Origin of the sequence: Secundilactobacillus collinoides DSM 20515 = JCM 1123, from assembly GCF_001435975.1 — a bacterium.
Lineage (GTDB): Bacteria > Bacillota > Bacilli > Lactobacillales > Lactobacillaceae > Secundilactobacillus > Secundilactobacillus collinoides.
Genome location: NZ_AYYR01000074.1, coordinates 105734 through 129538 on the forward strand (window position 1 = coordinate 105734; position 23805 = coordinate 129538).

Annotated in this window: 17 protein-coding genes; 15 read left to right on the forward strand and 2 right to left on the reverse strand. The window is 48.3% G+C overall.

Annotated features, from left to right (window positions below):
- Window positions 1-823 precede the first annotated feature (823 nt).
- Window positions 824-3484 carry a cation-translocating P-type ATPase gene (locus FC82_RS12195; protein WP_412778477.1) on the forward strand — a complete coding sequence of 887 codons (2661 nt, stop codon included), beginning with the start codon at window positions 824-826 and terminating at the stop codon, window positions 3482-3484.
- A 62-nt stretch (window positions 3485-3546) separates the two neighbouring features.
- On the opposite strand, the gene FC82_RS12200 is transcribed toward FC82_RS12195, so the two are convergent.
- Both FC82_RS12200 and FC82_RS12205 read right to left on the reverse strand, forming a co-directional pair.
- Complete coding sequence (locus FC82_RS12200; protein WP_056997150.1) at window positions 3547-4668, reverse strand: MucBP domain-containing protein; 1122 nt, start codon at window positions 4666-4668, stop codon at window positions 3547-3549.
- Between the two features lie 182 nt (window positions 4669-4850).
- Window positions 4851-7112, reverse strand: coding sequence for an ATP-dependent Clp protease ATP-binding subunit (locus FC82_RS12205; RefSeq protein ID WP_056997151.1), 2262 nt, complete (start codon window positions 7110-7112; stop codon window positions 4851-4853).
- Window positions 7113-7764: 652 nt separating this feature from the next.
- Here FC82_RS12205 and FC82_RS12210 point away from each other — a divergent pair.
- The 14 genes from FC82_RS12210 to FC82_RS12280 all read left to right on the forward strand — a co-directional run bounded on the left by FC82_RS12210 (window position 7765) and on the right by FC82_RS12280 (window position 23273).
- On the forward strand, window positions 7765-7956 hold the full coding sequence (locus FC82_RS12210) for a hypothetical protein (protein WP_054761115.1): 192 nt from the start codon (window positions 7765-7767) through the stop codon (window positions 7954-7956).
- 180 nt (window positions 7957-8136) lie between these two features.
- The gene (locus FC82_RS12215) at window positions 8137-8403 is read left to right on the forward strand and encodes a phosphocarrier protein HPr (RefSeq protein WP_054761113.1); all 267 of its coding nucleotides are present in this window, start codon (window positions 8137-8139) and stop codon (window positions 8401-8403) included.
- Complete coding sequence (gene ptsP, locus FC82_RS12220; RefSeq protein ID WP_056997152.1) at window positions 8403-10121, forward strand: phosphoenolpyruvate--protein phosphotransferase; 1719 nt, start codon at window positions 8403-8405, stop codon at window positions 10119-10121. Before FC82_RS12215 ends, ptsP begins: the two co-directional genes overlap by 1 nt.
- A gap of 749 nt (window positions 10122-10870) precedes the next feature.
- Complete coding sequence (locus FC82_RS12225; protein ID WP_056997153.1) at window positions 10871-12046, forward strand: glycosyltransferase family 4 protein; 1176 nt, start codon at window positions 10871-10873, stop codon at window positions 12044-12046.
- A 130-nt stretch (window positions 12047-12176) separates the two neighbouring features.
- Window positions 12177-13205, forward strand: a complete 1029-nt coding sequence (locus tag FC82_RS12230; RefSeq protein ID WP_056997154.1) for a glycosyltransferase family 4 protein — start codon at window positions 12177-12179, stop codon at window positions 13203-13205.
- A gap of 5 nt (window positions 13206-13210) precedes the next feature.
- Window positions 13211-14290: a lysylphosphatidylglycerol synthase transmembrane domain-containing protein gene (locus FC82_RS12235; protein ID WP_056997155.1), complete on the forward strand. Its 1080-nt coding sequence runs from the start codon at window positions 13211-13213 to the stop codon at window positions 14288-14290.
- A gap of 390 nt (window positions 14291-14680) precedes the next feature.
- Window positions 14681-15286, forward strand: a complete 606-nt coding sequence (gene ruvA, locus FC82_RS12240; RefSeq protein WP_054761111.1) for a Holliday junction branch migration protein RuvA — start codon at window positions 14681-14683, stop codon at window positions 15284-15286.
- A 13-nt stretch (window positions 15287-15299) separates the two neighbouring features.
- Window positions 15300-16319 (forward strand): Holliday junction branch migration DNA helicase RuvB, encoded by a 1020-nt coding sequence (gene ruvB, locus FC82_RS12245; RefSeq protein WP_054761110.1) that lies wholly within the window; start codon window positions 15300-15302, stop codon window positions 16317-16319.
- Window positions 16320-16349: 30 nt separating this feature from the next.
- Complete coding sequence (queA, locus tag FC82_RS12250; protein ID WP_054761108.1) at window positions 16350-17384, forward strand: tRNA preQ1(34) S-adenosylmethionine ribosyltransferase-isomerase QueA; 1035 nt, start codon at window positions 16350-16352, stop codon at window positions 17382-17384.
- 315 nt (window positions 17385-17699) lie between these two features.
- On the forward strand, window positions 17700-18842 hold the full coding sequence (gene tgt, locus FC82_RS12255) for a tRNA guanosine(34) transglycosylase Tgt (RefSeq protein WP_054761107.1): 1143 nt from the start codon (window positions 17700-17702) through the stop codon (window positions 18840-18842).
- 136 nt (window positions 18843-18978) lie between these two features.
- On the forward strand, window positions 18979-19362 hold the full coding sequence (gene yajC / locus FC82_RS12260; protein ID WP_175279798.1) for a preprotein translocase subunit YajC: 384 nt from the start codon (window positions 18979-18981) through the stop codon (window positions 19360-19362).
- Between the two features lie 400 nt (window positions 19363-19762).
- On the forward strand, window positions 19763-20884 hold the full coding sequence (gene dinB, locus FC82_RS12270) for a DNA polymerase IV (RefSeq protein WP_056997156.1): 1122 nt from the start codon (window positions 19763-19765) through the stop codon (window positions 20882-20884).
- A 63-nt stretch (window positions 20885-20947) separates the two neighbouring features.
- Window positions 20948-21919: a DHH family phosphoesterase gene (locus FC82_RS12275; RefSeq protein WP_056997157.1), complete on the forward strand. Its 972-nt coding sequence runs from the start codon at window positions 20948-20950 to the stop codon at window positions 21917-21919.
- Window positions 21912-23273: a DEAD/DEAH box helicase gene (locus FC82_RS12280; protein ID WP_054761102.1), complete on the forward strand. Its 1362-nt coding sequence runs from the start codon at window positions 21912-21914 to the stop codon at window positions 23271-23273. The genes FC82_RS12275 and FC82_RS12280 overlap by 8 nt, the downstream gene beginning before the upstream one ends.
- The last annotated feature ends 532 nt before the right edge of the window (window positions 23274-23805 follow it).

Here is a 23805-nt window from a genome sequence, read left to right on the forward strand (position 1 = left end):
GGGGGCGCGTCAAAGTTATAAGCCTCGGTCGACTTTTGTGCCCAGAGTCACTTCTGCAGGAGCCCCCTGCCTTGCTGAACACGTTTCGGCAAGAGAGGAGGGGCGCGTCAAAGTTAGAAGCACTCGTTGCTTTTGTGCCCAGAGTCACTTCTGCAGGAGCCCCCTGCCTTGCTGAACACGTTTCGGCAAGAGAGGAGGGGCGCGTCAAAGTTATAAGCCTCGGTCGGCTTTTGTGCCCTAAGTTATTTCTGCAGGCGCGCCACGCCACGGCACAAGATCTCGATTGCCAATATCATTGTTAATATAATCCGACTAAGTTAAGTCTAAAAAAGCCAATCAGTGTACAAATACCACTGATTGGCTTTTTTGCAGTGAAGCAGTGTGATTGTCTAGGCTGTTTTGAGGGCTTTCTGCGCACATCCTGGGAAATGGGGTGTTTATACATGTGCGGGTGACATTGCAATGGTGCCGAACAGAAAGATGCTTGTTGACGCGTTGCTGGCGATTAAGGACCGCGTGGTTGTTGGCATCGTTGCTGAAACGCGTTCCGCAAGGCAGGGGGTTACTGCGTATACAACTCTGACCAAAATGCCAAACCTGGAAATTTTTGCCAGAGTTGTACACGCTATGCCCTTTAACCGCCTTGATCCACGCGCTGTTCACAAAATATTCACACAAAAATATTATTTTAATCATAAGTATTTGATTAAATTCTATTGTACAAAGCCGACATTTTCGATAAAATATAAACGAAGACTAGGACTTAGTTTTACGCCTAAATCCCGCTGTTGATTCAAATCCCTGCAGCAAATTCAAGAAAGGACTGCTCGCGATGACAATTCATAACGCTGAACTTACTAAAACGCAACTCGCAACTCAATTGAAGACGGATCTGACCCTCGGGTTGACCGCCGCACAGGTTGCGGAACGGCAACGCGATGGCCGCAATGTGCTTCAGGAGGAAAAGCCGCCTTCGATTTTCCAAAAGGTGTGGCGGCACCTCTCAGATGTGGCCTCCTTGGTACTGTTATTTGCCGTTTTGCTTTCAACCTACCTGGCACTGACCGCTGACGGCGGCTGGACAAAGACCGTCGTTATCGGCAGTATTTTGATTATTAACGTGGCAATTGGGATGTATCAGGAGCACAGTGCCGAAAAATCACTGGCTGCGCTGAAAAAATTAAACGTTCACGAAGTCACGGTTATCCGTGATGGCCACTCACAGGTGGTTGACGCGGCGGATTTGGTACCTGGCGACATTGTGCTGCTGACTGGCGGTAACCAGATTCCTGCTGACGGCCGGTTGGTTACGGCCACTGACCTGCGAATCGATGAAGCAATCTTAACGGGTGAAAGTGAGCCCGTTAAGAAGACAGATCAGCCAATGCCGCAAGCAGAAGAACTGGGAGACCGTGACAATGAAGTGTTTTCTGGTACTGGGGTCGCCCAAGGGTCCGGAACCATGGTGGTGACCGGGACAGGGATGGCAACCGAACTGGGGACCATTGCCGGCATGCTGAACCGGACTAAAACACGGATGACGCCGTTACAAAAACGGTTGAATCAATTATCGGCGCGTTTGACTGCCGTGGCAATTGTTGGTGGTGTGATCATTTTTGCGTTAGGGGTGTTCTATCAAGGCGAACCCATGACGGATGCGCTCATGATCGGCGTGTCACTCGCAGTGGCCGCCGTACCCGAAACGTTACCGATCATTGTGACCATCAGCCTCTCTCACGGCGTGAACGTGATGGCGAAGCAACATGCCATCATGCGACGGGTAGACGCCGTTGAAACGATTGGCGGCGTGAACGTGATTGCTTCTGATAAAACCGGGACGCTGACCCAGAACCAGATGACAGTGACGCGGTTTTGGACGGCGGGCGCCCCGCAGGCCACCAGCGTTGCTAAAATGCATCTCACGGAGCAAAACGTTGAGTTAATGCGGTTGATGGGATTGGCCACCAACGCTACTCGGCAACTGGTCAAAGATGAAATGATCGAAGTCGGTGACTCGACGGAATTGGCTATCGTGCGGTGGTTAGAAAAATTTGACCACAGCCGAACAAAATTTGAAACTGAATTTCCACGGATCAGCGAAGACCCGTTTAATTCGACTAAAAAAACAATGGCAACTCTACACGAAACTCCAGATGGCCGCTACCTCCTGATTGTGAAAGGAGCCGTTGACCACTTGCCGATTCAGTTGTCTGAGACGCAACGCAAGACCATGGAAAAAGTTCATGACGAGTTTGCTCACAATGCCTTGCGGGTACTGGCAGTCGGGTATCGCTACTTTGACGAACGCCCCACCGAGGCCATTGAAGCGTTACAAGAAGACCTGATCTTCTTTGGCTTAATTGGGATGATCGATCCGCCGCGGGAGACCGCGATTGCGGCTGTGCAACAGGCAGCTGAAGCAGGTATCAGAACCGTCATGATTACAGGGGATCATTTGGAAACAGCGAAAGCAATCGCAAAACAAATTGGTATTTTGCACCCTGAGGATGACGTCATTACCGGTGCTGCGTTACGACAACTGAGCGATGCTGAATTGACTGAACGAATCGACCACATTAGTGTGTACGCCCGGGTCTCACCGGAGGACAAGATACGAATCGTGACCGCTTGGCAAAATAAGGGCGCAACGGTGGCCATGACTGGCGACGGGGTCAATGACGCGCCAGCGTTGAAGGCGGCGGATGTCGGCGTCGCCATGGGAATTACCGGGACTGAAGTCTCAAAGAACGCCAGTGACATGATTCTGACGGATGATAATTTTGAAACGATCGTTGCAGCGGTCGCTACTGGCCGAGCCGTTTACCAAAACATTTTGAAGGCCGTTGAATTTTTGATTGGGGTCAATTTTGCGCAAATTTTCTTGATGATCTTTGCCGTAACGGTTGGCTGGGGTGCGCCGCTGATTGCGGAACAGCTTTTGATCATTAACGTGCTTGCCGACGGGATCCCAGGTTTTTACCTCAGTCGGGAACCAGCTGAACCATTCAACATGCAACGACCACCGATTGGCCGGTCTGTCAGCATCTTTGCGGATGGTCTGGGACAACGGGTAGCCTTGCGGGCAACCACTTTTGTGCTCCTAACACTTGGCATTTACGGTCTGGGGCGGTTCGGCTTGACGGCCAACGAACCACTGATGGGGACCACAATGCTGTTCATGGTGCTTGCTATTGGATCTATGATTGATATTTACCCGATCAAACGCCGGTCACCGCTGACCTGGACCAGTATTAAAGCTAACCGAGAAATCAATATTGGTGTGCTAATTGCGGCGGTGATCGTGTTTACCATCGCACTGACACCGGCGTTGCAGATAGTCTTTGGGCTGACGGCAATGCCGATGCTGAACTGGGGCATTGTGTTGGTTGCAGTCTTCATTCCAAGCCTCATTTTGGAAATCAACAAACGCATTCAGGGGAAACGGCAACCAGACCGGATTCAACTGGAAGAAATTGCGGATTGATTACCGCAGCAACGAAAAAAAGCAACCGCTATCTATTGCGCGGCTGCTTTTTTGCTTGCCATTTAGGCAAGTTGAATATTCATTATTTTAACGTACTGTGCCTGAATCACTTGTTTATGATTAAGTTGATACCAAGGGATGTTTGCATCGTCCACTAATTTGCCAGTAATAGTCACCAAGGTCCCATCAGGGATCTGGCCGGTGATTCGCCCGTTTGGTGCATTAAAGAGATTGACAGAATGGTCAGCGATAAAGTCGATCTGCCCGGACTTAGTTAGGGGGTCAAAGGTCGGCTGTTTCAGGGCGTCTTCGCTTTCAAGTGCGGAGGCAGCGGGGTGGTCAGTCACCACAATTTTGTCGTTAAGAATCCATTGCGGTCCACCCAAATTGTACCAAGTTTTGCCATCTGTGAGCGTGACCTTGATAAACGCCCGCCATACGGAATGGTCGGGGAAATGATAGGGTTGGCTCTGGCCATTGGGAGCGTCATAAACGGTAGTCGTTTGATTAAGTTCCAAATAGTAGTTGATTCGTTGAACCGACTGCCAGGTATTGCGCCGCAACATGACGATAATCATTTGCGGTGCCGTTGTGAAATGACCATTCAACGGCCGGCTGGCTTTGATGAGATGGTAATGGTCGATTGCGGGCTGTTTTAGCGCGAACGGTGCGTTGATTTGACCAGTAACGACCGAAGGGGTCTGCAGAAGTTGGCCAGTATCGTAATCAACTGGATAAAGAATCACAGGGTGACCAAGTTTCTGCATGAACTCCAAGGTCATAATGTGGTACGGGCTGGTATAGCTTGTAATGAAGCCCTTAATATTAATGAGAATTTTGTCGTCAAAATTTTTAAACTGCAGCCGAATGGGGTCACCAAGTTGCCCATTGAGCCATTCAGGATCGGCGAGGGAAGTGCCATCTTCATCAACGTAGAGGACGACTAACACGGCATCCATTGTTGTACTCGGCAACGGTGGCACATCTGGGGTGTCATTTTGGGTAGCGGTTTCAGAATCATTTGAGATCGGTTTTGATTTCGTTTTCGTCACTGGAATCTTGGTGGGATCGCCAGTCGGTGAAATATGCGTTGTATGGTGCTGGCTGCGCACATTTGCTGCGTGTTTCGGCGTTGCTTGTCCCTGCCCTGTGATCCAGTGCCATAGTCGATCAAAAATTGCCATGCAACCCCTCCTCCCGCGTTTAATATTAGTATACCGCATGATGAAGCGGATTTTATACAAATTAACGGGAATTTAGGGAAATGTAACGCGTTGCAAAGGGGAGCGGCCGCAACGAGCGGCTTAAAGGTGCACATCACAAAAAGAGCTGAGCAACCAATCCGGTTGCTCAGCTCTCAATCAATCTATTTTGTTTCCGTATCATTTTCGGTGCTTGCAGCAGTAGTAGTGCTGTTTTCAGCGCCCAAAGCGATCTTGTCATGGTTCATTGTAGCAACGAGGTTCTTTACGTCGCTGTGGTCGAGGTAGTAATCAGCAATCCGGTCTTCGATCTGTTCTTGAATGACCCGCCGTAATGGCCGAGCACCCATTGAAGGATCGTACCCAAGATCAACTAACTTGTTCTCGACTGGTTCGGTTACGTGAACGTGCAAGCCTTGAGTGGCTAACATTGCGTTGACGTCATCGATCATCAAATCAACGATCTTCATCAAGTTTTCCTTAGTGAGCGCGTTGAATTCAACGATGTCATCAAACCGGTTTAAGAATTCAGGCTTGAAGTAGTTGGTCAGTTTATCCAAAACAGAGTGGGTCTTGCCACTTGCTTCGGCGCCGAAACCAACGCTGGCTTCAACATCACCAGTCCCCGCATTAGAGGTCATGATGATGATGGTATCCTTAAACGACACTGTCCGACCTTGTGAATCAGTCAAACGGCCATCGTCCAAGATCTGAAGGAACATGTGCATTACGTCTGGGTGTGCTTTTTCAACTTCATCCAACAGAATAATACTGTACGGATGACGCCGAACCTGTTCCGTCAGTTGACCGGCTTCTTCATAGCCAACATAGCCAGGAGGTGACCCGATCAGCTTAGACACTGAATGCGGCTCCATGTACTCAGACATGTCAAACCGGATCATGGCGTCCTTAGAACCAAAGAGTTCGCGCGCCAGCTGCTTAGCTAATTCGGTTTTCCCAACACCAGTTGGACCAACGAAGAGGAATGACCCGATTGGCCGGCCAGTTCCGTTTAACCCGATCCGGTTACGCCGGATGGCCCGGGTGACCTTGTCAACGGCCTCGTCTTGGCCGATGACGTGCTTCTTCAATGATGGGCCGAGATCCTTCAACTGCGTCTGTTCCTTATTGGCTAATTCGCCAACAGGAATACCAGTCTTCTCCTCAACGATTTGCTGCATGTCTTCTTCAGTGACCTTTGGCGTTTCGTCAGGGGAGGCGGAAGCACTGTCCTTCGTCTTTTCTAACTTGTTGACCTGGTCACGATAGTAGGCAGCTTTTTCGTAGTCTTCCTGCTTTAGAGCTGCTTGTTTTTGACTTTCAGCAGTATCGATTTTTTCTTGGATCGTCTTTGGATCAGCCACATTAATGGTTAGGTTCTTCTTTGAGCCTGATTCATCAAGCAGGTCGATGGCCTTATCTGGTAAGAACCGGTCTTGAATGTAACGATCGGATAACTTAACAGCGGCCTCCAGAGCGCCTTCGGAATATTGAACGTGGTGGTAGTCCTCGTACTTCTTTTGAATGCCCTTAAGAATTTCAACAGCCTCTTCGGGTGACGGTTCATTGACCGTTACGGGTTGAAGCCGACGTGCTAACGCCTGATCCTTTTCAATGTCCCGGTATTCGTTCAGGGTAGTGGCCCCAACAAGTTGGAACTCACCACGGGCAAGGGCCGGTTTCAAAACGTTACCAGCATCCATACCGCCTTCAGCATTGCCGGCACCCACGATTTCGTGAATTTCGTCAATAAACAAGATGACGTTTGGATCTTGTTGTACTTCCTGCATCAGTTGCTGCATCCGTTGTTCAAATTGCCCACGGATCCCAGTGCCTTGTACGAGGGAAACAACATCTAACCGGATAATTTTCTTATTTAATAGTTTTTGGGGAACGTCGCCAGAGACGATCTTTTGTGCCAAGCCTTCGACCACGGCCGTTTTACCGACCCCGGCTTCACCGATGAGAACAGGGTTGTTCTTGGTTCGCCGGTTAAGGATCTCAATGACCCGTGCAATTTCTTTATCGCGACCAATGACGGGGTCGATTTTGCCCTGACTTGCCAGTTCAGTAAGGTCTAAGCCGTATTGACCTAGAAGGCCGCCTTGCTTGTTGCTGCGACCATTGCCGTTACCACCTGTTGGGCCCTGAGGCTGTGTAGGCGGAACTTGTTGTTGAAACCCTTGCTGACCGTTGTTTGGGATACCACCGTCCTGCATTGCGCGGAAGATGTCGTCTAAGTTACCGAACCCAAATGGATCTTGTGCCATTTGCGTACCTCCGTTTTCGGAATTTGGATTTTTTGGTTGTTGATCTTTCAAAAGCTGATAACAGTTCTGACAGAGATCAACTTGTTGCCGTTGGCCATTAACGTTCAAGTACAAATGAATTGTTGCTTCGCGTTGATGGCAGTTTTGACAGAGCATATATTGACTCCTTTCTATATAAAGTAGTCAAGCCAACCGGCCAAACACTTTTGCAATGTCTGACCAATATTGACCATTGATTTAATTATACCCTAACTTTAGCTTGAAGCAAGCAGTTTGCTTCGGAAATTAGCACTCGTTCATTTCAGTGCTAATTACAGTGTAAGTTGTATAACATTTACGCAGAATATGCAAGCCATGTGCACTACGCAACCTCATAATAGGCATGGTGTACAGAGATTGAAGGGTAAAAAATAAACTGGCAATGCGACAGCCTTAACTGGCCAATCTGACGTACCACAGACTAGTGATGAGACTAATTTGGCTTTCGCTGGGCAGCATTTGATGGCACTTCATCGTTTTAAGTATCAGTGACCGGTCAGCTGATTTATAGATTATGAAAGTGTTCCTGCCTTAGAACTTAATTGATGATTGCCGACTCGTCCAAGTGAAAACGGGCACCCCATTATTGGCCGGCCCGCAAGTCAAAGAAAATCATGCCGACGCGTGCCATCCCGACCGGTTGTATTGGCACCATTTTGTTCAGACACATTCATTAATTAACGAAAAAAGCTTCTACTGGAATGGACAGTTGACCGTAAACAGCGTACGATAAAGGGCGTGCCTTTCAGAAAAAAGGGGGCTGACTAGCTTGGATAAGGACTACACAAAGATGATGGAACAGCTGAAAGACGGCGAACTAGACGAGTTTGTTGTTAAACCAGACGAGTTTATGGATTTTTACCCAGCCTTCACGAAATTCGAATTTCGAAAGCGAATCGTGGGCAAGGCAGATAAACTTGGGATTCTTACCTATCACTATGATCATGACCAAACTTCATAAAAACAGCAATGTAAGCGGTCACTATTTGCTTACATTCGCTTGTATTTTAGTGAATAAATTGATATTCTTAGGATAAAGGCAAGTTTTCTAATCATTTCGAAGAAGCGGGGTTCTTTGCATCTGGTGGGAAGGCCGCCCTAAAAGAAAAAATATTGTGCTCGTAAAAGGAGATCGATAACTATGGAAAAACGCAACTTTCACATTACCGCAGAAACAGGGATTCATGCTCGTCCAGCAACTTTATTAGTTCAGGCTGCCAGCAAGTATAACGCTGACATTACGCTTGAATATGAGGGCAAGTCAGTTAACTTGAAGTCAATCATGGGCGTGATGTCACTTGGTGTTGGTGCTAACACTGACGTTACCATTGCTGCAGATGGCGACGATGAAAAGGACGCCATGGAAGACGTTGCTAAGACCATGAAAGAGGAAGGCCTGTCTGACTAATGCCAAGTCGGGTACTTAACGGAATCGCCGCCAGTGATGGTGTGGCGATTGCCGAGTCGTATCGGCTAGTGGATCCGGACCTTTCATTTAAGAAAGTAAAGATCACTGATGTTAATGCCCAGGCAACCAGGTTATCCGCTGCGCTCGTGGCCTCAAAAAAGGACCTTGCGCAGATCAAAGAACATGCTATTCAAACAATGGGTGAGGATGAAGCCGCCGCTTTCGACGCGCACCTCACCATTCTGTCAGACCCAGAAATGATTCGGCAGATCGTTAAACAAATCCGTGACCAGCGGGTGAGTGCCGAGGAGGCGCTGACCGTTGTCACGGATTCGTACGTTAAACTGTTTGAAAACATGCAGGATAACCTGTATATGCGTGAGCGTTCCACCGATATTCGGGACGTGACGAAGCGCGTTTTAGCGCACCTTTTGGGAGTTGAATTACCCAATCCTGCGCTGATCGACCACCAGGTGATAGTTGTTGCACATGACCTGACACCGAGTGATACCGCGCAACTGGATCGGCACTTTGTGAAGGGGTTTATCACCGATGTTGGTGGTCGGACGTCGCACTCAGCAATCATGTCGCGAACGTTGGAAATCCCAGCGGTTGTGGGCACCAAACGGGCAACGGAACTTATTTCGGATGGGCAGCCGCTCATTTTAGATGGGCTCCACGGCCGAGCCATTTTGCAGCCAACCACTGAAGAGCGTCAGCAGTACCACGACCTTGCGACGACCTATAAAACGCAAAAAATTGAGTGGCAAAAGCTTCAGAACAAACCTAGTTTGACTAAGGATGGTGTGCATCACATTCTGGCCGCTAACATCGGAACGCCGGAAGATCTTGCTGCCGTGACCGAAAACGGTGCTGAAGGTATCGGGCTGTTTCGAAGCGAATTTTTATACATGAATGCTCAGGATTGGCCAACGGAAGATGACCAGTTTGCAGCGTATAAAAAAGTCGTTCAGGGCATGCCTGACAAGCCCGTTGTGGTGCGAACCATGGACATCGGCGGCGACAAAGGACTGCCCTATCTCAAATTGCCAAAGGAAATGAATCCCTTTATGGGCTACAGGGCGATTCGTATAAGCTTGAATCGAACGGACATTTTTCGGACGCAGTTACGCGCATTATTGCGGGCTTCTCACTTTGGCCAATTGGGCATCATGTTTCCAATGATTGCGACCTTGGCTGAATTTCGGTCAGCTAAAAAGATTTATCAGGAAGAACGCCAGGCGCTCATTGATAGCGGTACGCCAGTCGGTGATCCGCAACTGGGCATTATGGTTGAAGTGCCAGCAGCGGCCATTTTGGCTGATCAGTTTGCCAAGGAAGTTGACTTTATGAGTATTGGAACCAACGACCTGATTGGGTATTCCATGGCAGCGGACCGAACCAATGAACGTGTGTCTTACCTGTATCAACCGTATAATCCGGCCATTTTGCGCCTGATCAAACACGTTATTGATGCTTGTCATCACGAGGGCAAACTTGCTGCGATGTGCGGGGAAATGGCGGGTGATCAGATTGCTGTGCCGATTCTAGTCGGGATGGGCCTCGATGAATTTTCGATGAGTGCCACCAGCATTTTGAAGACCCGTTCACTCTTTCACCGACTGGATTCGACTCGGATGGCAACTTTGGCTGATAAGGCCATCCATGCCAGCACTAACGATGAGGTTATCCAGCTTGTTGACGATTTTGTTTTTTAAAATACACAAGATACATCTGAGAAGCGGTGTTAAAACTGCCTGCAGACAATAAAAATGTCATCTTAGTGCGGCCTGGTTATCTAGCCTGAACGTGCGACAGTTGACCGTTGCCTGTCAGATAAAATAAGCACTCCTAACCTGAAAATCCAAATTGGAATTTTCGGTTAGGGGCGCTTATATTTTTTTGGCGGGATACTCGCCAATGGTGAGCATCGCCGAACTGACGAATAATGCTGGTCTCGACACCTGGTTAATGCGACCTAACGCAACGGTTGAAAGTACGCTTTTCCTTGACAAGAACGGTTGTGTTTCGTAAGATGTATATGAAATCATATTATATGACGTATAGTATTGAGTTACCGCGAAAAGTTACCTTCTCGCAGTCCCAGCTTAGAGGCCGGTGACCACCAGTGTTTTACCCATAAATGACAAGTTGACAGGTGTTAACGAAATCGGTAGGATAGGGTATCTTTGAAATAGCGGACAGTTAAACATGGGATTGCCGGTTGCGTTGAAATTAAAAATGCTATATAGTTAATTACTGAAGTAACTAACCTTCACTGATTTTGTTAAATTTCCCTGCTGATTTCCTAAATGCCGGCCTTTCGGCTTGGTATAAGTGCAGAGAGGGAGTATCATTAGAGCTGATAACTTGGGTAAAAAATGCCCGTTTGTTAGGGTTGCTGAATCAGGCGCCCATTGATTGCTGTGTGACAAACGTTGAAATTATTTTGTTGGGGGGGATAAGTGTGAACATTGGATTATTTACGGATACCTACTTCCCTCAGGTAAGTGGTGTTGCCACATCCATTAAGATTTTGAAACATGAATTGGAAAAACAGGGCCACCGGGTCTACATTTTTACGACTACGGATCCCCATATTGAACGTGACGTGTACGAACGCAACATTTTCCGGTTTCCGAGTGTGCCATTCGTTTCATTTACGGACCGCCGAATCGCATTTCGAGGGTTATTTCATGCCTATCAGATTGCTAAGGAACTTGATTTAGATATTATTCATACCCAAACGGAATTTTCGATGGGGTGGATCGGTAAGTTTGTTGCGCGGAACCTCAAGATTCCGTGTCTGCATACCTACCACACCATGTATGAGGATTACTTGCATTACGTGGCTAACGGCAAGATTCTTAAACCGGTCCACGTGAAACAAATGACGCTGGCTTTTTGTGCGCACCTAGATGGTGTTGTTGCTCCCAGTGACCGGGTCATTGATAAACTGACCGGGTACGGTGTCAAAACGCCGATTCGTGTCATTCCAACCGGGATTGTTTTAGACCAGTATTCACAACCGAGTGATGTCGATATTCGTGGCCAATATGGGATTGACGCTGATGCACCGCTGATTCTCTCATTGAGCCGTCTGGCTTACGAGAAAAACATCAAGGAAGTCATTGACGGGATGCCAAAGGTGGTTGCTGAATTACCAAAGGCCAAATTGATGATTGTCGGTGACGGCCCCGCACGGGCAGACCTTGAAAAACAGGCCAAGGCGCTGAACTTAGGCGACCACGTCATCTTTACTGGTGAAATTAATAACGATAAGGTTGCCGCTTTCTATCAGACAGCTGATTTGTTTGCTTCGGCTTCTGACTCAGAATCACAGGGGCTGACCTATATCGAATCGCTCGCTGCGGGCACAAAAATTGTTGTTAAACACAGCCCGTACACGGACGAGCTGCTTTCAGGCGAGACACTTGGAAGTACTTTTTCAAGTTTCGATGAAATGGTGGACGACATGGTTCATTTCTTAAAAGATCCGGTCATCACAGATCAAAAAACGCTTAAGCACACACTGCACGAATCGTCCTCGGATGCGTTTGGCGAACAGGTCGTTGCCTTTTATCAGGACTGTCAATTGGCCTACGAACAAGTGCATGAAGATTCGGCTGGTATCAGTAATTAAGTAAAAAACTGTGAAGGGCAGAAATTCATGATGGGTTTTTGCCCTTTTGTGGTTACCAGTTCTCAGTTGGGGTTGTCACGTCACTGGTTGTTGCATGAAAACAACTACAGATTATGATGAGGTGTGCTAAATGTTAAGAGTAACCATGTTTTCAACGGCGGATAAGGTGGCTGGACAGGGCGTTGGGAGCGTCTATGTTGAGTTGTTGCGCCTGTTGCAAACACAGGCAAATGATGAGTTGAAAATCGAGGTCAACAAGTATGGCCGGGCGGATATCAGCCACTACCATACGGTTAACCCCCAGTACTATTTGTCCACGTTTATGCCGAATCGGGGTCGTAAAATCGGCTTTGTTCATTTTTTACCGGAGACCTTGGAGGGCAGTTTGAAATTACCGCGGTTGTTTAAGGGTATTTTTTACCGCTACGTGATTGCCTTTTATAAGCGAATGGATCAACTAGTGGTCGTGAATCCCAGTTTTAAGGAAAAGTTGATGGCGTATGGCATCGCGGCCGATAAAATCACTTACATCCCCAACTTCGTCAGCAAAAGTACCTTTTATCCGGTAACTGACAAAAAACGGGCCGACCTGCGTGATGCTTACCATTATCCCCATAAATTCACCGTTTTGGGTTCCGGTCAGGTTCAGGTGCGTAAAGGGGTACCGGACTTTATTGAATTAGCGAAACGCAATCCTGATATGCAATTTATCTGGACTGGTGGCTTCTCTTTTGGCCGGATCACTGACGGGTACGCGGAGCTGAAAAAGGTCGTCGACGATCCGCCAGCCAACCTGAGTTTTCCTGGAATTGTTGACCGCAATCGATTAGTTGATTACTACAATATGGCGGATGTTTTCCTGCTGCCATCCTATAATGAATTGTTTCCGATGTCGGTGCTGGAAGCGTTCAGTGCCCACACACCAGTGCTAGTCCGAAACCTGGATCTGTACGATTCAATTTTACTGGGCGACTACCTTGGCGCGGACGATGTTGACGAAATGGATCGTGACCTGCATAAACTACGGGACGACCCCGCCGAATTACAAGACCTGCAAAACAAGGCAAAGGATGCCGCCGATTACTATTCTGAGGATCGGTTGGTTAAAATTTGGGTCAAATTTTATCAGGACCAAGCACACTTACGTAAAAGAGGATAGAAACTATGTCGAGACGCAATAAACTGGTGTTGGTCCTGATGATTATTTTGGGCCTAGCCGTCTTCGGGTATTCGTTACGCGACATCAAGATCAGTATTTTGATTCACGACTTTACCACCATTAATCTGTGGTGGCTGGCCGTGGCAATCGGGTGCATGTGCGCTTATTTTGGGCTGGAGGGCCTGGTTGTCAAAATTCTGGTCGAAAAACGTCTTGGAAAATATTCCTACAAGAGTGCGTTGCGAATCCCTCTGATTGAACAGCTTTTCAACGGCATTACACCGTTTTCATCCGGTGGTCAGCCGGCCCAGTTGGTGGCAATGCTGCAATCGGGTATCGACGGCGGCCGAGCAAGTTCGATCCTGCTCATGAAATTCGTGGTCTTTCAGGCCATGATCGTGATCAATTTCTTGATTGCGCTGATTGTCGGCTTTCACTATATGGTGGCCAAAATGAGTTACCTGTCGTTGTTTGTGGTGTTTGGATTCCTCATTCATTTCTCAGTTATCGTCGGGTTGTTACTGATTATGTTCTGGCCGCGGTTCACAAAAAAATTGATCAAGGTCATTACCTGGCCGTTGAAGTTTTTTATGAAACCAGAACGTGTTGTGAGCATGGCGACAAATTTGGATGATAAAGTGGATCTCTTCTACGATGAAAGTGTTAGGCTGCTAAGGGAGCGCAAGCTGTTAGTTGAAGTGGTCATCATAACCTTCTTTCAACTCATGTTTTACTACCTTGTGCCGTACTTTATTATGCTGTCACTGGGCTATTCCCACGTCAACGCCGTGATGATTACCTGTCTGCACATTCTTATCGTTATGGTCATTTCCATCTTTCCGATTCCAGGTGGCGAAGGTGGGGCAGAATATAGTTTTGAAGTGCTGTTTAGGAGCTACATTACGAGTTCCAGCAAACTAGTCTTAGCCATGCTGCTGTGGCGGATCTTGACGTACTACTTCGGAATCTTTTCCGGAATCGGCGCGTTAGCCGTCAAACCTGACAAGCTCAAGCCGCACGAACATCAGCACATTGAAGATGAGGCAGTTAGAAAACAAAATAAAAAAACACAACCAAAAGACTGAGCGCAGTGCCCAGTCTTTTTTGTTTGGCGATGGTTGGGGGAAGGCTTGATGGTTACATGGACGGCCACCGCAATTGTACGTCATCTTTAACGACATGCTAGACAAAAAAGCCAGTAAAAATTTAGACCAGGGTTTTCCCACAATTACCAGCTATTGAGACTGTAACCAGCCAGCTTCCAAGCTTCCTACATCCACGACAAATTGCTTCGGTAGCCCGAATGAACGCAGATTCATATGTTTATTCATAGCAAGTTAGATAACCTGGGTTTTCCGTCAGTATCGTGTATTAACCGGTGTGCGCCCACGCTTGATTCAGAACCCTTTTTCATGGTACACTTTTTAGGCAAACATACGTTTTTAAACGGATGAGAAATGGGGGACAGGCACACCATGTTTCAGTATTTAGAAGGACGAATCACAGATGTTCAACCAGCGTATATCGTGGTTGACGTACACGGTGTTGGCTACCTGGTTCGGGCAGCGAATCCCTATCAGTATGAGGTCGGCGACAAACTGGTGCGCGTTTACGTTCACCAGACTATCAGCGATACGGCTCAGGTGCTGTATGGGTTTGGGTCGCTTGACGAGAAACGACTTTTTGAAAAATTACTGGCGGTGTCAGGCATTGGTGCCAAGAGTGCATTAGCCATTCTGGCAAACGGTGACCAGGCGGCTATTATTCGCGCCATTCAGGATAATGATGTCAAATTCTTGACGCATTTTCCAGGTGTTGGGAAAAAAACGGCACAACAAATTGTGCTTGATTTAAAAGATAAGTTAGAAGACTTGGGCGAGGTTGGCTTATTTACAACGGAGACGGTGGCCGATGCGCCAACTTCGACTAACCCGCAGTTGGCAGATGCCATCGCGGCGCTGACCGCTCTTGGCTACCGTGACCGGGACGTGGCAAAAATTGAAAAAACACTCAATCAGGAACCGGGAAAGACAACTGATGACTATCTCAGCGCCGGTTTGAAATTACTCACAAACGCATAGGGGAGGTGACAATTTGAACGATGATGACGAACGGCTCGTTTCAGGTCAGCCGCAGGGGGATGAAGAATCCGCCGTTGAACGGTCGTTGCGGCCAAATTCGCTGGACCAGTACATTGGGCAGTCCGCTTTAAAGGACGAACTCAAAGTCTATATCCAAGCGGCTAAACAACGTGAAGAGGCTTTGGACCATGTGCTGTTATACGGCCCACCTGGTTTAGGGAAAACAACACTGGCAATGATCATCGCCAGTGAAATGCAGGTTGGCCTCAAGACCACCAGCGGCCCCGCCATCGAAAAGACGGGTGACCTCGTGGCGCTGCTCAACGAACTGCAACCGGGCGATGTTTTGTTCATTGATGAAATTCATCGGTTGCCGAAAATTGTCGAGGAAATGCTTTATTCCGCAATGGAAGATTTCTTTGTCGACATTGTGGTCGGTCAAGGACCGACAGCCCATCCCGTTCACTTTCCGTTGCCGCCGTTCACCCTGATTGGTGCGACAACACGGGCGGGCCTCTTATCAGCACCGTTGCGGGATCGTTTCGGTATCGTTGGCCACATGGCATACTATGATGTGGCTGATCTTGAGCAAATTGTGATCCGCTCTGCTGGCATTTTGCATTCACCGATCGATGAACAAGGGGCGCATGAAATTGCCCGGCGCTCACGCGGTACACCGCGAATTGCCAACCGGCTGCTCAAGCGGATCCGCGACTTTGCGGAGGTTTCCACTGACCATGATGGGATTGACCTGAGTATTGTTCAAAAGGCTTTGACCATGCTCCAAGTCGATGATCAGGGCCTTGACCGCACCGATATTAAACTACTTAAAACGATGATCACCTATTACGATGGCGGGCCGGTTGGGCTGAATACTTTGGCCGCCAACATTGGTGAAGAAACGGAAACAGTGGCTGAAATGTACGAGCCATTCCTGCTGCAACGCGGTTTCATTAAACGGACTGCCCGCGGACGAATGGTGACATCACAGGCCTACGAGCACCTTGGTATTCCAGAACCTCGAAACGACTAACAGTGATTCACCCTTGAAAGGAAGACGACCATGACACTGACAACTGACGATTTTGACTATGATTTACCCCATGAACTCATTGCCCAGACACCCATTGAAAAGCGGGATGCATCCCGTTTATTGGTGATGGATCACACGACTGGTGCGCTTGAAGATAAGCACTTTTACGACATCATTGACCAGCTGCATGCTGGGGATGCCGTTGTGATGAATGATTCGCGTGTGATGCCGGCAAGAATCTACGGTGTAAAACCGGAAACCGGCGGCCACGTTGAAGTTTTACTGCTGCATAACACGAAGGGCGACGAATGGGAAACGCTCATGAAGCCTGCTAAACGCATCAAGGTTGGTACCACGGTGACGTTTGGCGATGGTCAGTTAACCGCAACTGTGACGAAGGAATTGGAACACGGCGGCCGGATGATTGAATTCCACTACGACGGTATCTTTATGGAAGTTCTGGAGAAATTAGGCGAGACACCACTGCCACCGTATATCAAAGAAAAATTGGACGATCTGGAACGTTATCAAACCGTTTACGCGCGCGAATCCGGCTCGGCGGCTGCGCCAACAGCTGGTTTGCACTGGACAAAGGCACTTCTGCAAAAGGTTCAGGACAAGGGCGTTAAACTCGTTTATTTGACCTTGCACGTCGGCTTAGGCACGTTCCGGCCAGTTGATGAAAAGAATATTGATGATCACAAGATGCATTCGGAATTCTATCGGCTATCAGAAGAATCGGCAAAAACACTGAACGAGGTTCGAGCAAACGGCGGCCGCATTGTTGCCACTGGAACCACATCGATCAGAACGCTTGAGACCATTGGTTCAAAGTTTAATGGCGAAATCAAGGCAGATTCTGGTTGGACGGATATTTTCATTTTCCCTGGCTACCAGTGGAAAGTAGTTGATGCGTTCATCACGAACTTCCATTTGCCAAAGTCAACGCTGGTCATGCTGGTCGCTGCCTTTACCGGTCGTGATAACATCTTGAATGCCTATCAGCACGCCATTGAAGAAAAATACCGTTTCTTTAGTTTTGGGGACGCGATGTTCATTAAGTAGGCAGCGGTAATGGGGCGCTCAACGCTGCGCCTGCGCCGTTTGAAACAACTCGGGGTGGACCTGCAGCACGTTGGTTGAGGTCATTGCTGATGACTTTCCAGCCTATCTAACCGCTTAATCATAATCATTGAAGCATCAGGGGAGAACGGCCAGCATTGTGCCGGCTTGCCTGATGTTTTTTATTGACCACCATTTTTGTTTTGAGGTGGTGTATTTGTTAGGTTGAAACGCGCGTCGTCCCTAACTTCCTTGCCCCATCCGCAGATTCATGCTACAGTGTAGGAATGATTTTTAAGAACGGAGGCTCACATCTTTATGGAACCAGCGATTAAGTATCGCTTAATAAAAACTGAAAAGCACACGGGTGCCCGGCTGGGCGAACTGATCACGCCGCACGGGACCTTTCCGACCCCGATGTTTATGCCGGTGGGCACGCAGGCAACGGTCAAATCGTTAGCTCCTGAGGAGCTTGACGAGATGGGGGCTGGTGTTATTTTAGCGAACACCTATCATCTTTGGCTGCAACCGGGCGAAGACTTGGTCAAGGAAGCGGGCGGTCTGCACAAGTTTATGAACTGGCAGAAACCGATCCTGACCGATTCCGGCGGGTTCCAAGTATTTTCACTTGCCGACAATCGTAACATTACCGAGGAAGGGGTTCATTTTAGAAATCCTTCGAACGGTGATAAGCTCTTCTTATCTCCAGAAAAGGCCATGCAGATCGAAAACGACCTAGGGCCGGATATTATGATGAGTTTGGATGAATGCCCACCCTTCTTTGAGAGCTACGACTACATCAAACACTCGGTTGAGCGTACTTCCCGTTGGGCCGAACGGGGACTTAAGGCGCACAGCAACCCGGATTGGCAAGGGTTGTTTGGCATCGTTCAAGGGGCTGGTTATGAAGACCTTCGGCGGCAATCCGCTAATGATCTGGTCAGCATGGATTTTCCAGGGTATTCGATTGGTGGATTATCAGTCGGGGAATCCAAGGCGGAAATGAATCAGGTGTTATCTTTCACAACACCGATGCTGCCGACCAACAAACCGCGGTATCTGATGGGTGTCGGATCGCCTGATTCGCTGATCGACGGGGTTATGCGCGGTATTGATATGTTTGACTGCGTATTGCCGACGCGGATCGCACGGCGGGGGACCTGCATGACCAGTCACGGTCGGGTCACCGTCAAGAACGCCAAGTATGAACGTGATTTTGGTCCGATCGATGACAACTGCGACTGCTACGCTTGCCGCAACTACTCGCGGGCTTATATTCGTCATTTGTTTAAGGCGGATGAAAGCTTTGGTTTACGGTTGACCAGTTACCACAATTTGTATTTCTTACTGCATTTGATGAAGCAGGTTCGTCAGGCCATCATGGACGATAATTTGTTGGACTTTAAAGAAAACTTCTTTGAAGCGTACGGATATAACGTCCCAAACCCCAAAAATTTCTAGCGTTTTCATAGATACCATGGACGAACTTACATTTTTTTGTTAAATTATAGAGTAGACGAAAAGGTGGGTGAAACAATTGACAGTTTTAGCAACAAGTTCCGCTAGTAGTTATTCCGGCATCATTTTGATCTTGGTCATGATCGTGGCTATGTACTTCTTAATGATCCGTCCGCAGCGTAAGCAACAACAAAAGCATCGGGATACGTTATCCCAGCTTAAAAAGGGCGACCACGTTGTTACGATTGGCCGGCTTCATGGTGTTGTTGATGAGATCAATAACGAAGCCAAGACCGTAACCCTTGACTGCGATGGTATTTTCTTAGTCTTTGACTTAAACGCCATCGGTTCAGTTTCTCAACGTGCAGCCAGTTCAGAAGTTGCCGCAGCACCAGCAGAGGCCGAAACAAAAGAAGCAAAGCCAGCTGAAGATGCAGCCGCTACTGATGATGCTGCTTCAACTGAGACGGATGCTAAGCCAGCCGACTCAGACGATGCAGCAGATCAAGATGCTGATAAGTAACAGAATGTTTTGTTTGGAATCTCCCAGCGGTGGGGGATTTTTTTGTTGCTGGTGCGTTTAGGGCGATGATTGTACGTTCGTACGTTGATAAGCGGAGCTGGTCGGATACTGCAGAACGGAGACTGGGCGGGAAAGTCAGGAACGGGCATCGTTGGTTTATTTGGCTTAGTGGTGCTTGGTACTGACTTTCTTGGCAGCATCGCCGAAACGAGTTTCGCAAGGCAGGGGGCTACTGCAGAACGGACTCTGATTCAAAAAGTCAGGCCCAGACTTTTTGGCTCAGAGTCCGTTTTGCTCCGCCCCCTAGGCGCCTTGCTACACTCTCTGCAACTTGCCACCAAACACGCGTTCATATATAATGTACTGATGCACTAATACTGATACTAAGGGGGCGTCAACCATGGATAATCCTACGCAAATTGACGATCATCGACACATTATACACGTGGACATGGATGCTTTTTACGCCTCCATTGAAGAGCGCGACACCCCGGCTTACAAAAAAGTACCGTTGATAATCACCCGTGATCCGCGGACAACAGGCGGGCGTGGCGTTGTAACTACCGCAAATTACGTGGCTCGGCAGTACGGCGTTCATTCTGCAATGCCCGCCCAACAAGCACTGAAACTCTGTCCGAAGGCAACGTTTATTCCGCCTAACTTTCCCCACTATCGGGAAATATCCGACCACATTCACGAAATTTTTCATCAGTATACCGATATTATTGAGACGGTGGCTTTTGATGAAGCCTATCTTGATATAACTGAAAATAAACAGCACATTAAAGATCCGGTCATTTTAGCGGCAAAAATGCAGCGTCAAATTTGGCAGGAAACCCACTTGACGTGTTCGGTCGGTATTTCCTACAGCAAGTTTTTGGCCAAGGAGGCTTCTGACTATCGCAAGCCGATTGGCGTGACCGTGATTCACGCGGCAGACGCGCCCGATTTTTTGGCCAAACTGCCTATCGAACGGTTTCGCGGCGTCGGTAAGAAGACGGTGCCAAAGATGCATGACCTCAACATCAATAACGGCGCAGACCTGTTAAAGTGGCACGAAATGGATCTCATCAATCAATTTGGCCGCTTTGGCGAGGTGCTTTATCAGCGGGTCCGCGGTGTTGACAATCGTCCTGTCGAATACCAGCGTGATCGTAAGTCACTTGGTAAAGAGCGCACGTACTGGCCGTTTTTGACGTCTCAGGGTGAGGTCACAACGCAGCTGACGAAACTGGCTGACATGGTTGCCGGTGAAGTCCGCAAGAAGCAGACCCACGGCCGGACGCTGGTTTTGAAGGTGCGTTACGGGGACTTTAAGACGCTGACGAAACGTGTCACGCAAACGGATTTCATTGAGACGACTGGCGAGCCGTTTTTACAATTAGCTCAGCAGCTGATGGCCCAAATGCCGGCACCGGACGATGGGATTCGGTTGCTGGGGATTACGCTGACCGGTCTGGCTCCGCAGGCGTTTGAGAATATGAAATTACCGCTGTTTAACGACCATCGTGATTTTGAATAACCGGCCACAAAACGGTATACTAAAGGGCGATACTGTACGATAACCGACGGAAAGGTGACAACTATGACACTACGCGACACGCAAACAGCAATTTTAGATTTAATTAAACAACATGATAAGATTATTATTCACAGGCACCAACGGCCGGATCCTGATGCTATCGGCTCTCAAATGGGCTTGGCTGGTATTTTGAAGGCCAGTTTTCCTACCAAGAAGGTTTACTGCGTTGGCAAACAATATCCAGGCTTTAACTGGCTGGGGACGACCGATGTGATCGAAGACGATGTTTACAACCACGCACTCGTGATCGTGGTGGATACGGCTAATCAGCCCCGAGTTGACGATTCACGCTACACCAAGGGCGACAAGATGGTTAAAATTGACCACCATCCAAACGATGATGCGTTTGGCGATGTGCAGTGGGTGACCCCCGCAGCATCAAGTACCTCAGAGCTCGTGTTTGATTTTTACAAAGCCTTTGAAAGTGAACTGACCTGTCCGGACGATGCTGCCCGATTACTCTATGCCGGCATCGTGGGTGATACGGGTCGTTTTATGTACCCGGCGACGTCGCCGCACACCATGCGGGTAGCAAGCGATTTGATGACCTTTAACTTCTCTGCGAGTGACATTAACCAGCAGGAAGACGCCATTTCACTACCGTTGGCGCGATTATCCGCATTCGTTTATCAGAGTTTAACAATCCTTCCGTCTGGCGCTGCGTACATTAAATTGTCGGATGAAGTCGTAAAACCATTTAATTTAGGTGACGAAAGCACCAGTGCTGTGGTACCATTACCAGGCCGCCTAAATGAGGTCGTGGCTTGGGCCATCTTTGTTGAGTCCAAGGATCACACCTTCCGGATCCGGTTACGGTCAAAGGGACCGTCCATTAATGATCTGGCTAAAAACCATGGCGGCGGCGGGCACGCACTAGCTAGTGGTGCGGTGGCCCATGATGATGATGAGATTAAACAGGTGATCAAGGAACTAGACGAAATCACCACCGCGTACAAAGGAGAAAAACATGAGTGAATCCTTTAAGGACTTCGGTCTCAAGCCATTTTTAATGGAAGCCCTAACGGAATTAAATTTTAAGACGCCGATGCCGGTTCAGGAAAAACTGATTCCGGTCATCAAAGAAGGCAAGAGCGTCGTTGGCCAATCTCAGACCGGGAGTGGGAAAACCCACGCGTTCTTACTGCCGATTTTCGATAAGATCGACCCAGCAAAGCATGAAGTTCAGGCCGTTATCACGACACCAAGCCGCGAACTGGCCTACCAGATTTACGGTGATGCAAAACAGTTAGCCAAACATAGTCCAGCGGCCATTAAGGTTGGGAATTACGTTGGCGGGACTGATAAAAAACGCCAAATCGATAAGTTACAGCGGGAACAACCCGAAATCGTTATCGGGACACCTGGTCGTGTCCTTGACTTGATTCAAAGCAATGCACTCGACATTCACACGGCAACGCAGTTCGTGGTCGATGAAGCCGACATGACGCTTGATCTTGGGTTCTTGGAACAGGTGGATAAAATTGCCGGTCGGATGCCTGAAAAACTTCAAATGATGGTGTTCTCAGCAACCATTCCTGACAAATTGCGCCCATTCCTGCGCAAGTACATGGACAATCCAGTTGTTGAAGAGATCCCAGTGAAGTCTGTGATCAGTCCAACCATTGATAACTGGCTGTTGTCAACGAAGGGCCGTTCGAAAAATGACCTGATTTATAAATTATTGACGCTTGGCGAACCATACTTAGCGTTGGTTTTCGCCAACACGAAGAAACGCGTGGTTGAGATCGCAAACTTTCTGAAGAGTCAGGGGCTTAAAGTGGCCGTGATCCATGGTGATCTGCCGGCCCGTGAGCGAAAACGGGTCATGCGTGAAGTGCAGAATCTGGACTTTCAATTCGTGGTTGCCACTGATCTGGCAGCGCGTGGTATCGATATCGATGGCGTGTCACACGTGATCAACGACGGTATTCCTGAAGATTTGGATTACTTCATTCACCGGGTCGGCCGGACTGGTCGGAAGGGGATGCAGGGGACTGCTATCACCCTGTACTCACCAGACGATGAAGACCAGATTGAAGCCCTAGAAGATATGGGCATCGAATTTAAACCTAAGGAACTTAAAAACGGTGAAATTGTGGATTCATTCGACCGTAACCGCCGAAAGAAGCGCGGTAAGAAGCCGGTGAAGATTTCCGGCAGCATGGCCGGTGCCATCCACAAGGCCAAGAAGAAGGTCAAACCCGGCTACAAGCAGCGTATCAAGAAAGCAATCAACCGTGAGCAGCAACAGGAACACCGCATTGAAATTCGACAGAAACAGCGTCAGGCGAAGAAACGCAAGAAGGCTTCTTCAGAGCGTTATAAATAAATTGCCAAAAAATCCTGAGTCGAGTACGCCCGGCTTAGGATTTTTGGTGTGTAAATAAAAATGTCGGCGTGGCGGATGAGGCCTAGCCAGACCATTATGATCACTTATCGGTTCGGCAAGCCGCATGTTCTTGACTTCATTTATCGTCTTGTGGTTTGATTGTCCATCCACAGAACCGTCAAACCAAATCGCGCAAATTTTTCTGTGCGTAGATACCGGAAAAGTGTTGACTGACAAACGTTGACACTAACGTATCCCCCGCATTGACAATCACGGCGTGAACACTTATACTAAATTTCGTGTTAACAACAAGGACATGCTTTGAGGCCGGTCTTTCAGAAACGTTTTGGCAGCTGCGAAAAACGATTCCCAGTCAGAGTGCTCCCTTGTTGCTCAGTTGAATAACGTTGCTCAAGCGCATTTGAGCCTAAGAGGTAAACGATCAGCATCGTTGCAAGTAAAGTGGTACCGCGTCCATGGCGTCTTTACTTACAGCGGTGCTTTATTATTTTTTAAAGGAGAAAAACGAACT

Excerpts from the sequence above, each read along its gene's own strand:
- FC82_RS12200 (WP_056997150.1), bottom strand. The coding sequence starts at position 4,668 with ATGGCAATTTTTGATCGACTATGGCACTGGATCACAGGGCAGGGACAA.
- FC82_RS12205 (WP_056997151.1), bottom strand. The coding sequence starts at position 7,112 with ATGCTCTGTCAAAACTGCCATCAACGCGAAGCAACAATTCATTTGTAC.
- FC82_RS12215 (WP_054761113.1), top strand. The coding sequence starts at position 8,137 with ATGGAAAAACGCAACTTTCACATTACCGCAGAAACAGGGATTCATGCT.
- ptsP (WP_056997152.1), top strand. The coding sequence starts at position 8,403 with ATGCCAAGTCGGGTACTTAACGGAATCGCCGCCAGTGATGGTGTGGCG.
- FC82_RS12230 (WP_056997154.1), top strand. The coding sequence starts at position 12,177 with ATGTTAAGAGTAACCATGTTTTCAACGGCGGATAAGGTGGCTGGACAG.
- FC82_RS12235 (WP_056997155.1), top strand. The coding sequence starts at position 13,211 with ATGTCGAGACGCAATAAACTGGTGTTGGTCCTGATGATTATTTTGGGC.
- ruvA (WP_054761111.1), top strand. The coding sequence starts at position 14,681 with ATGTTTCAGTATTTAGAAGGACGAATCACAGATGTTCAACCAGCGTAT.
- queA (WP_054761108.1), top strand. The coding sequence starts at position 16,350 with ATGACACTGACAACTGACGATTTTGACTATGATTTACCCCATGAACTC.
- tgt (WP_054761107.1), top strand. The coding sequence starts at position 17,700 with ATGGAACCAGCGATTAAGTATCGCTTAATAAAAACTGAAAAGCACACG.
- yajC (WP_175279798.1), top strand. The coding sequence starts at position 18,979 with ATGATCGTGGCTATGTACTTCTTAATGATCCGTCCGCAGCGTAAGCAA.
- dinB (WP_056997156.1), top strand. The coding sequence starts at position 19,763 with ATGGATAATCCTACGCAAATTGACGATCATCGACACATTATACACGTG.
- FC82_RS12275 (WP_056997157.1), top strand. The coding sequence starts at position 20,948 with ATGACACTACGCGACACGCAAACAGCAATTTTAGATTTAATTAAACAA.
- FC82_RS12280 (WP_054761102.1), top strand. The coding sequence starts at position 21,912 with ATGAGTGAATCCTTTAAGGACTTCGGTCTCAAGCCATTTTTAATGGAA.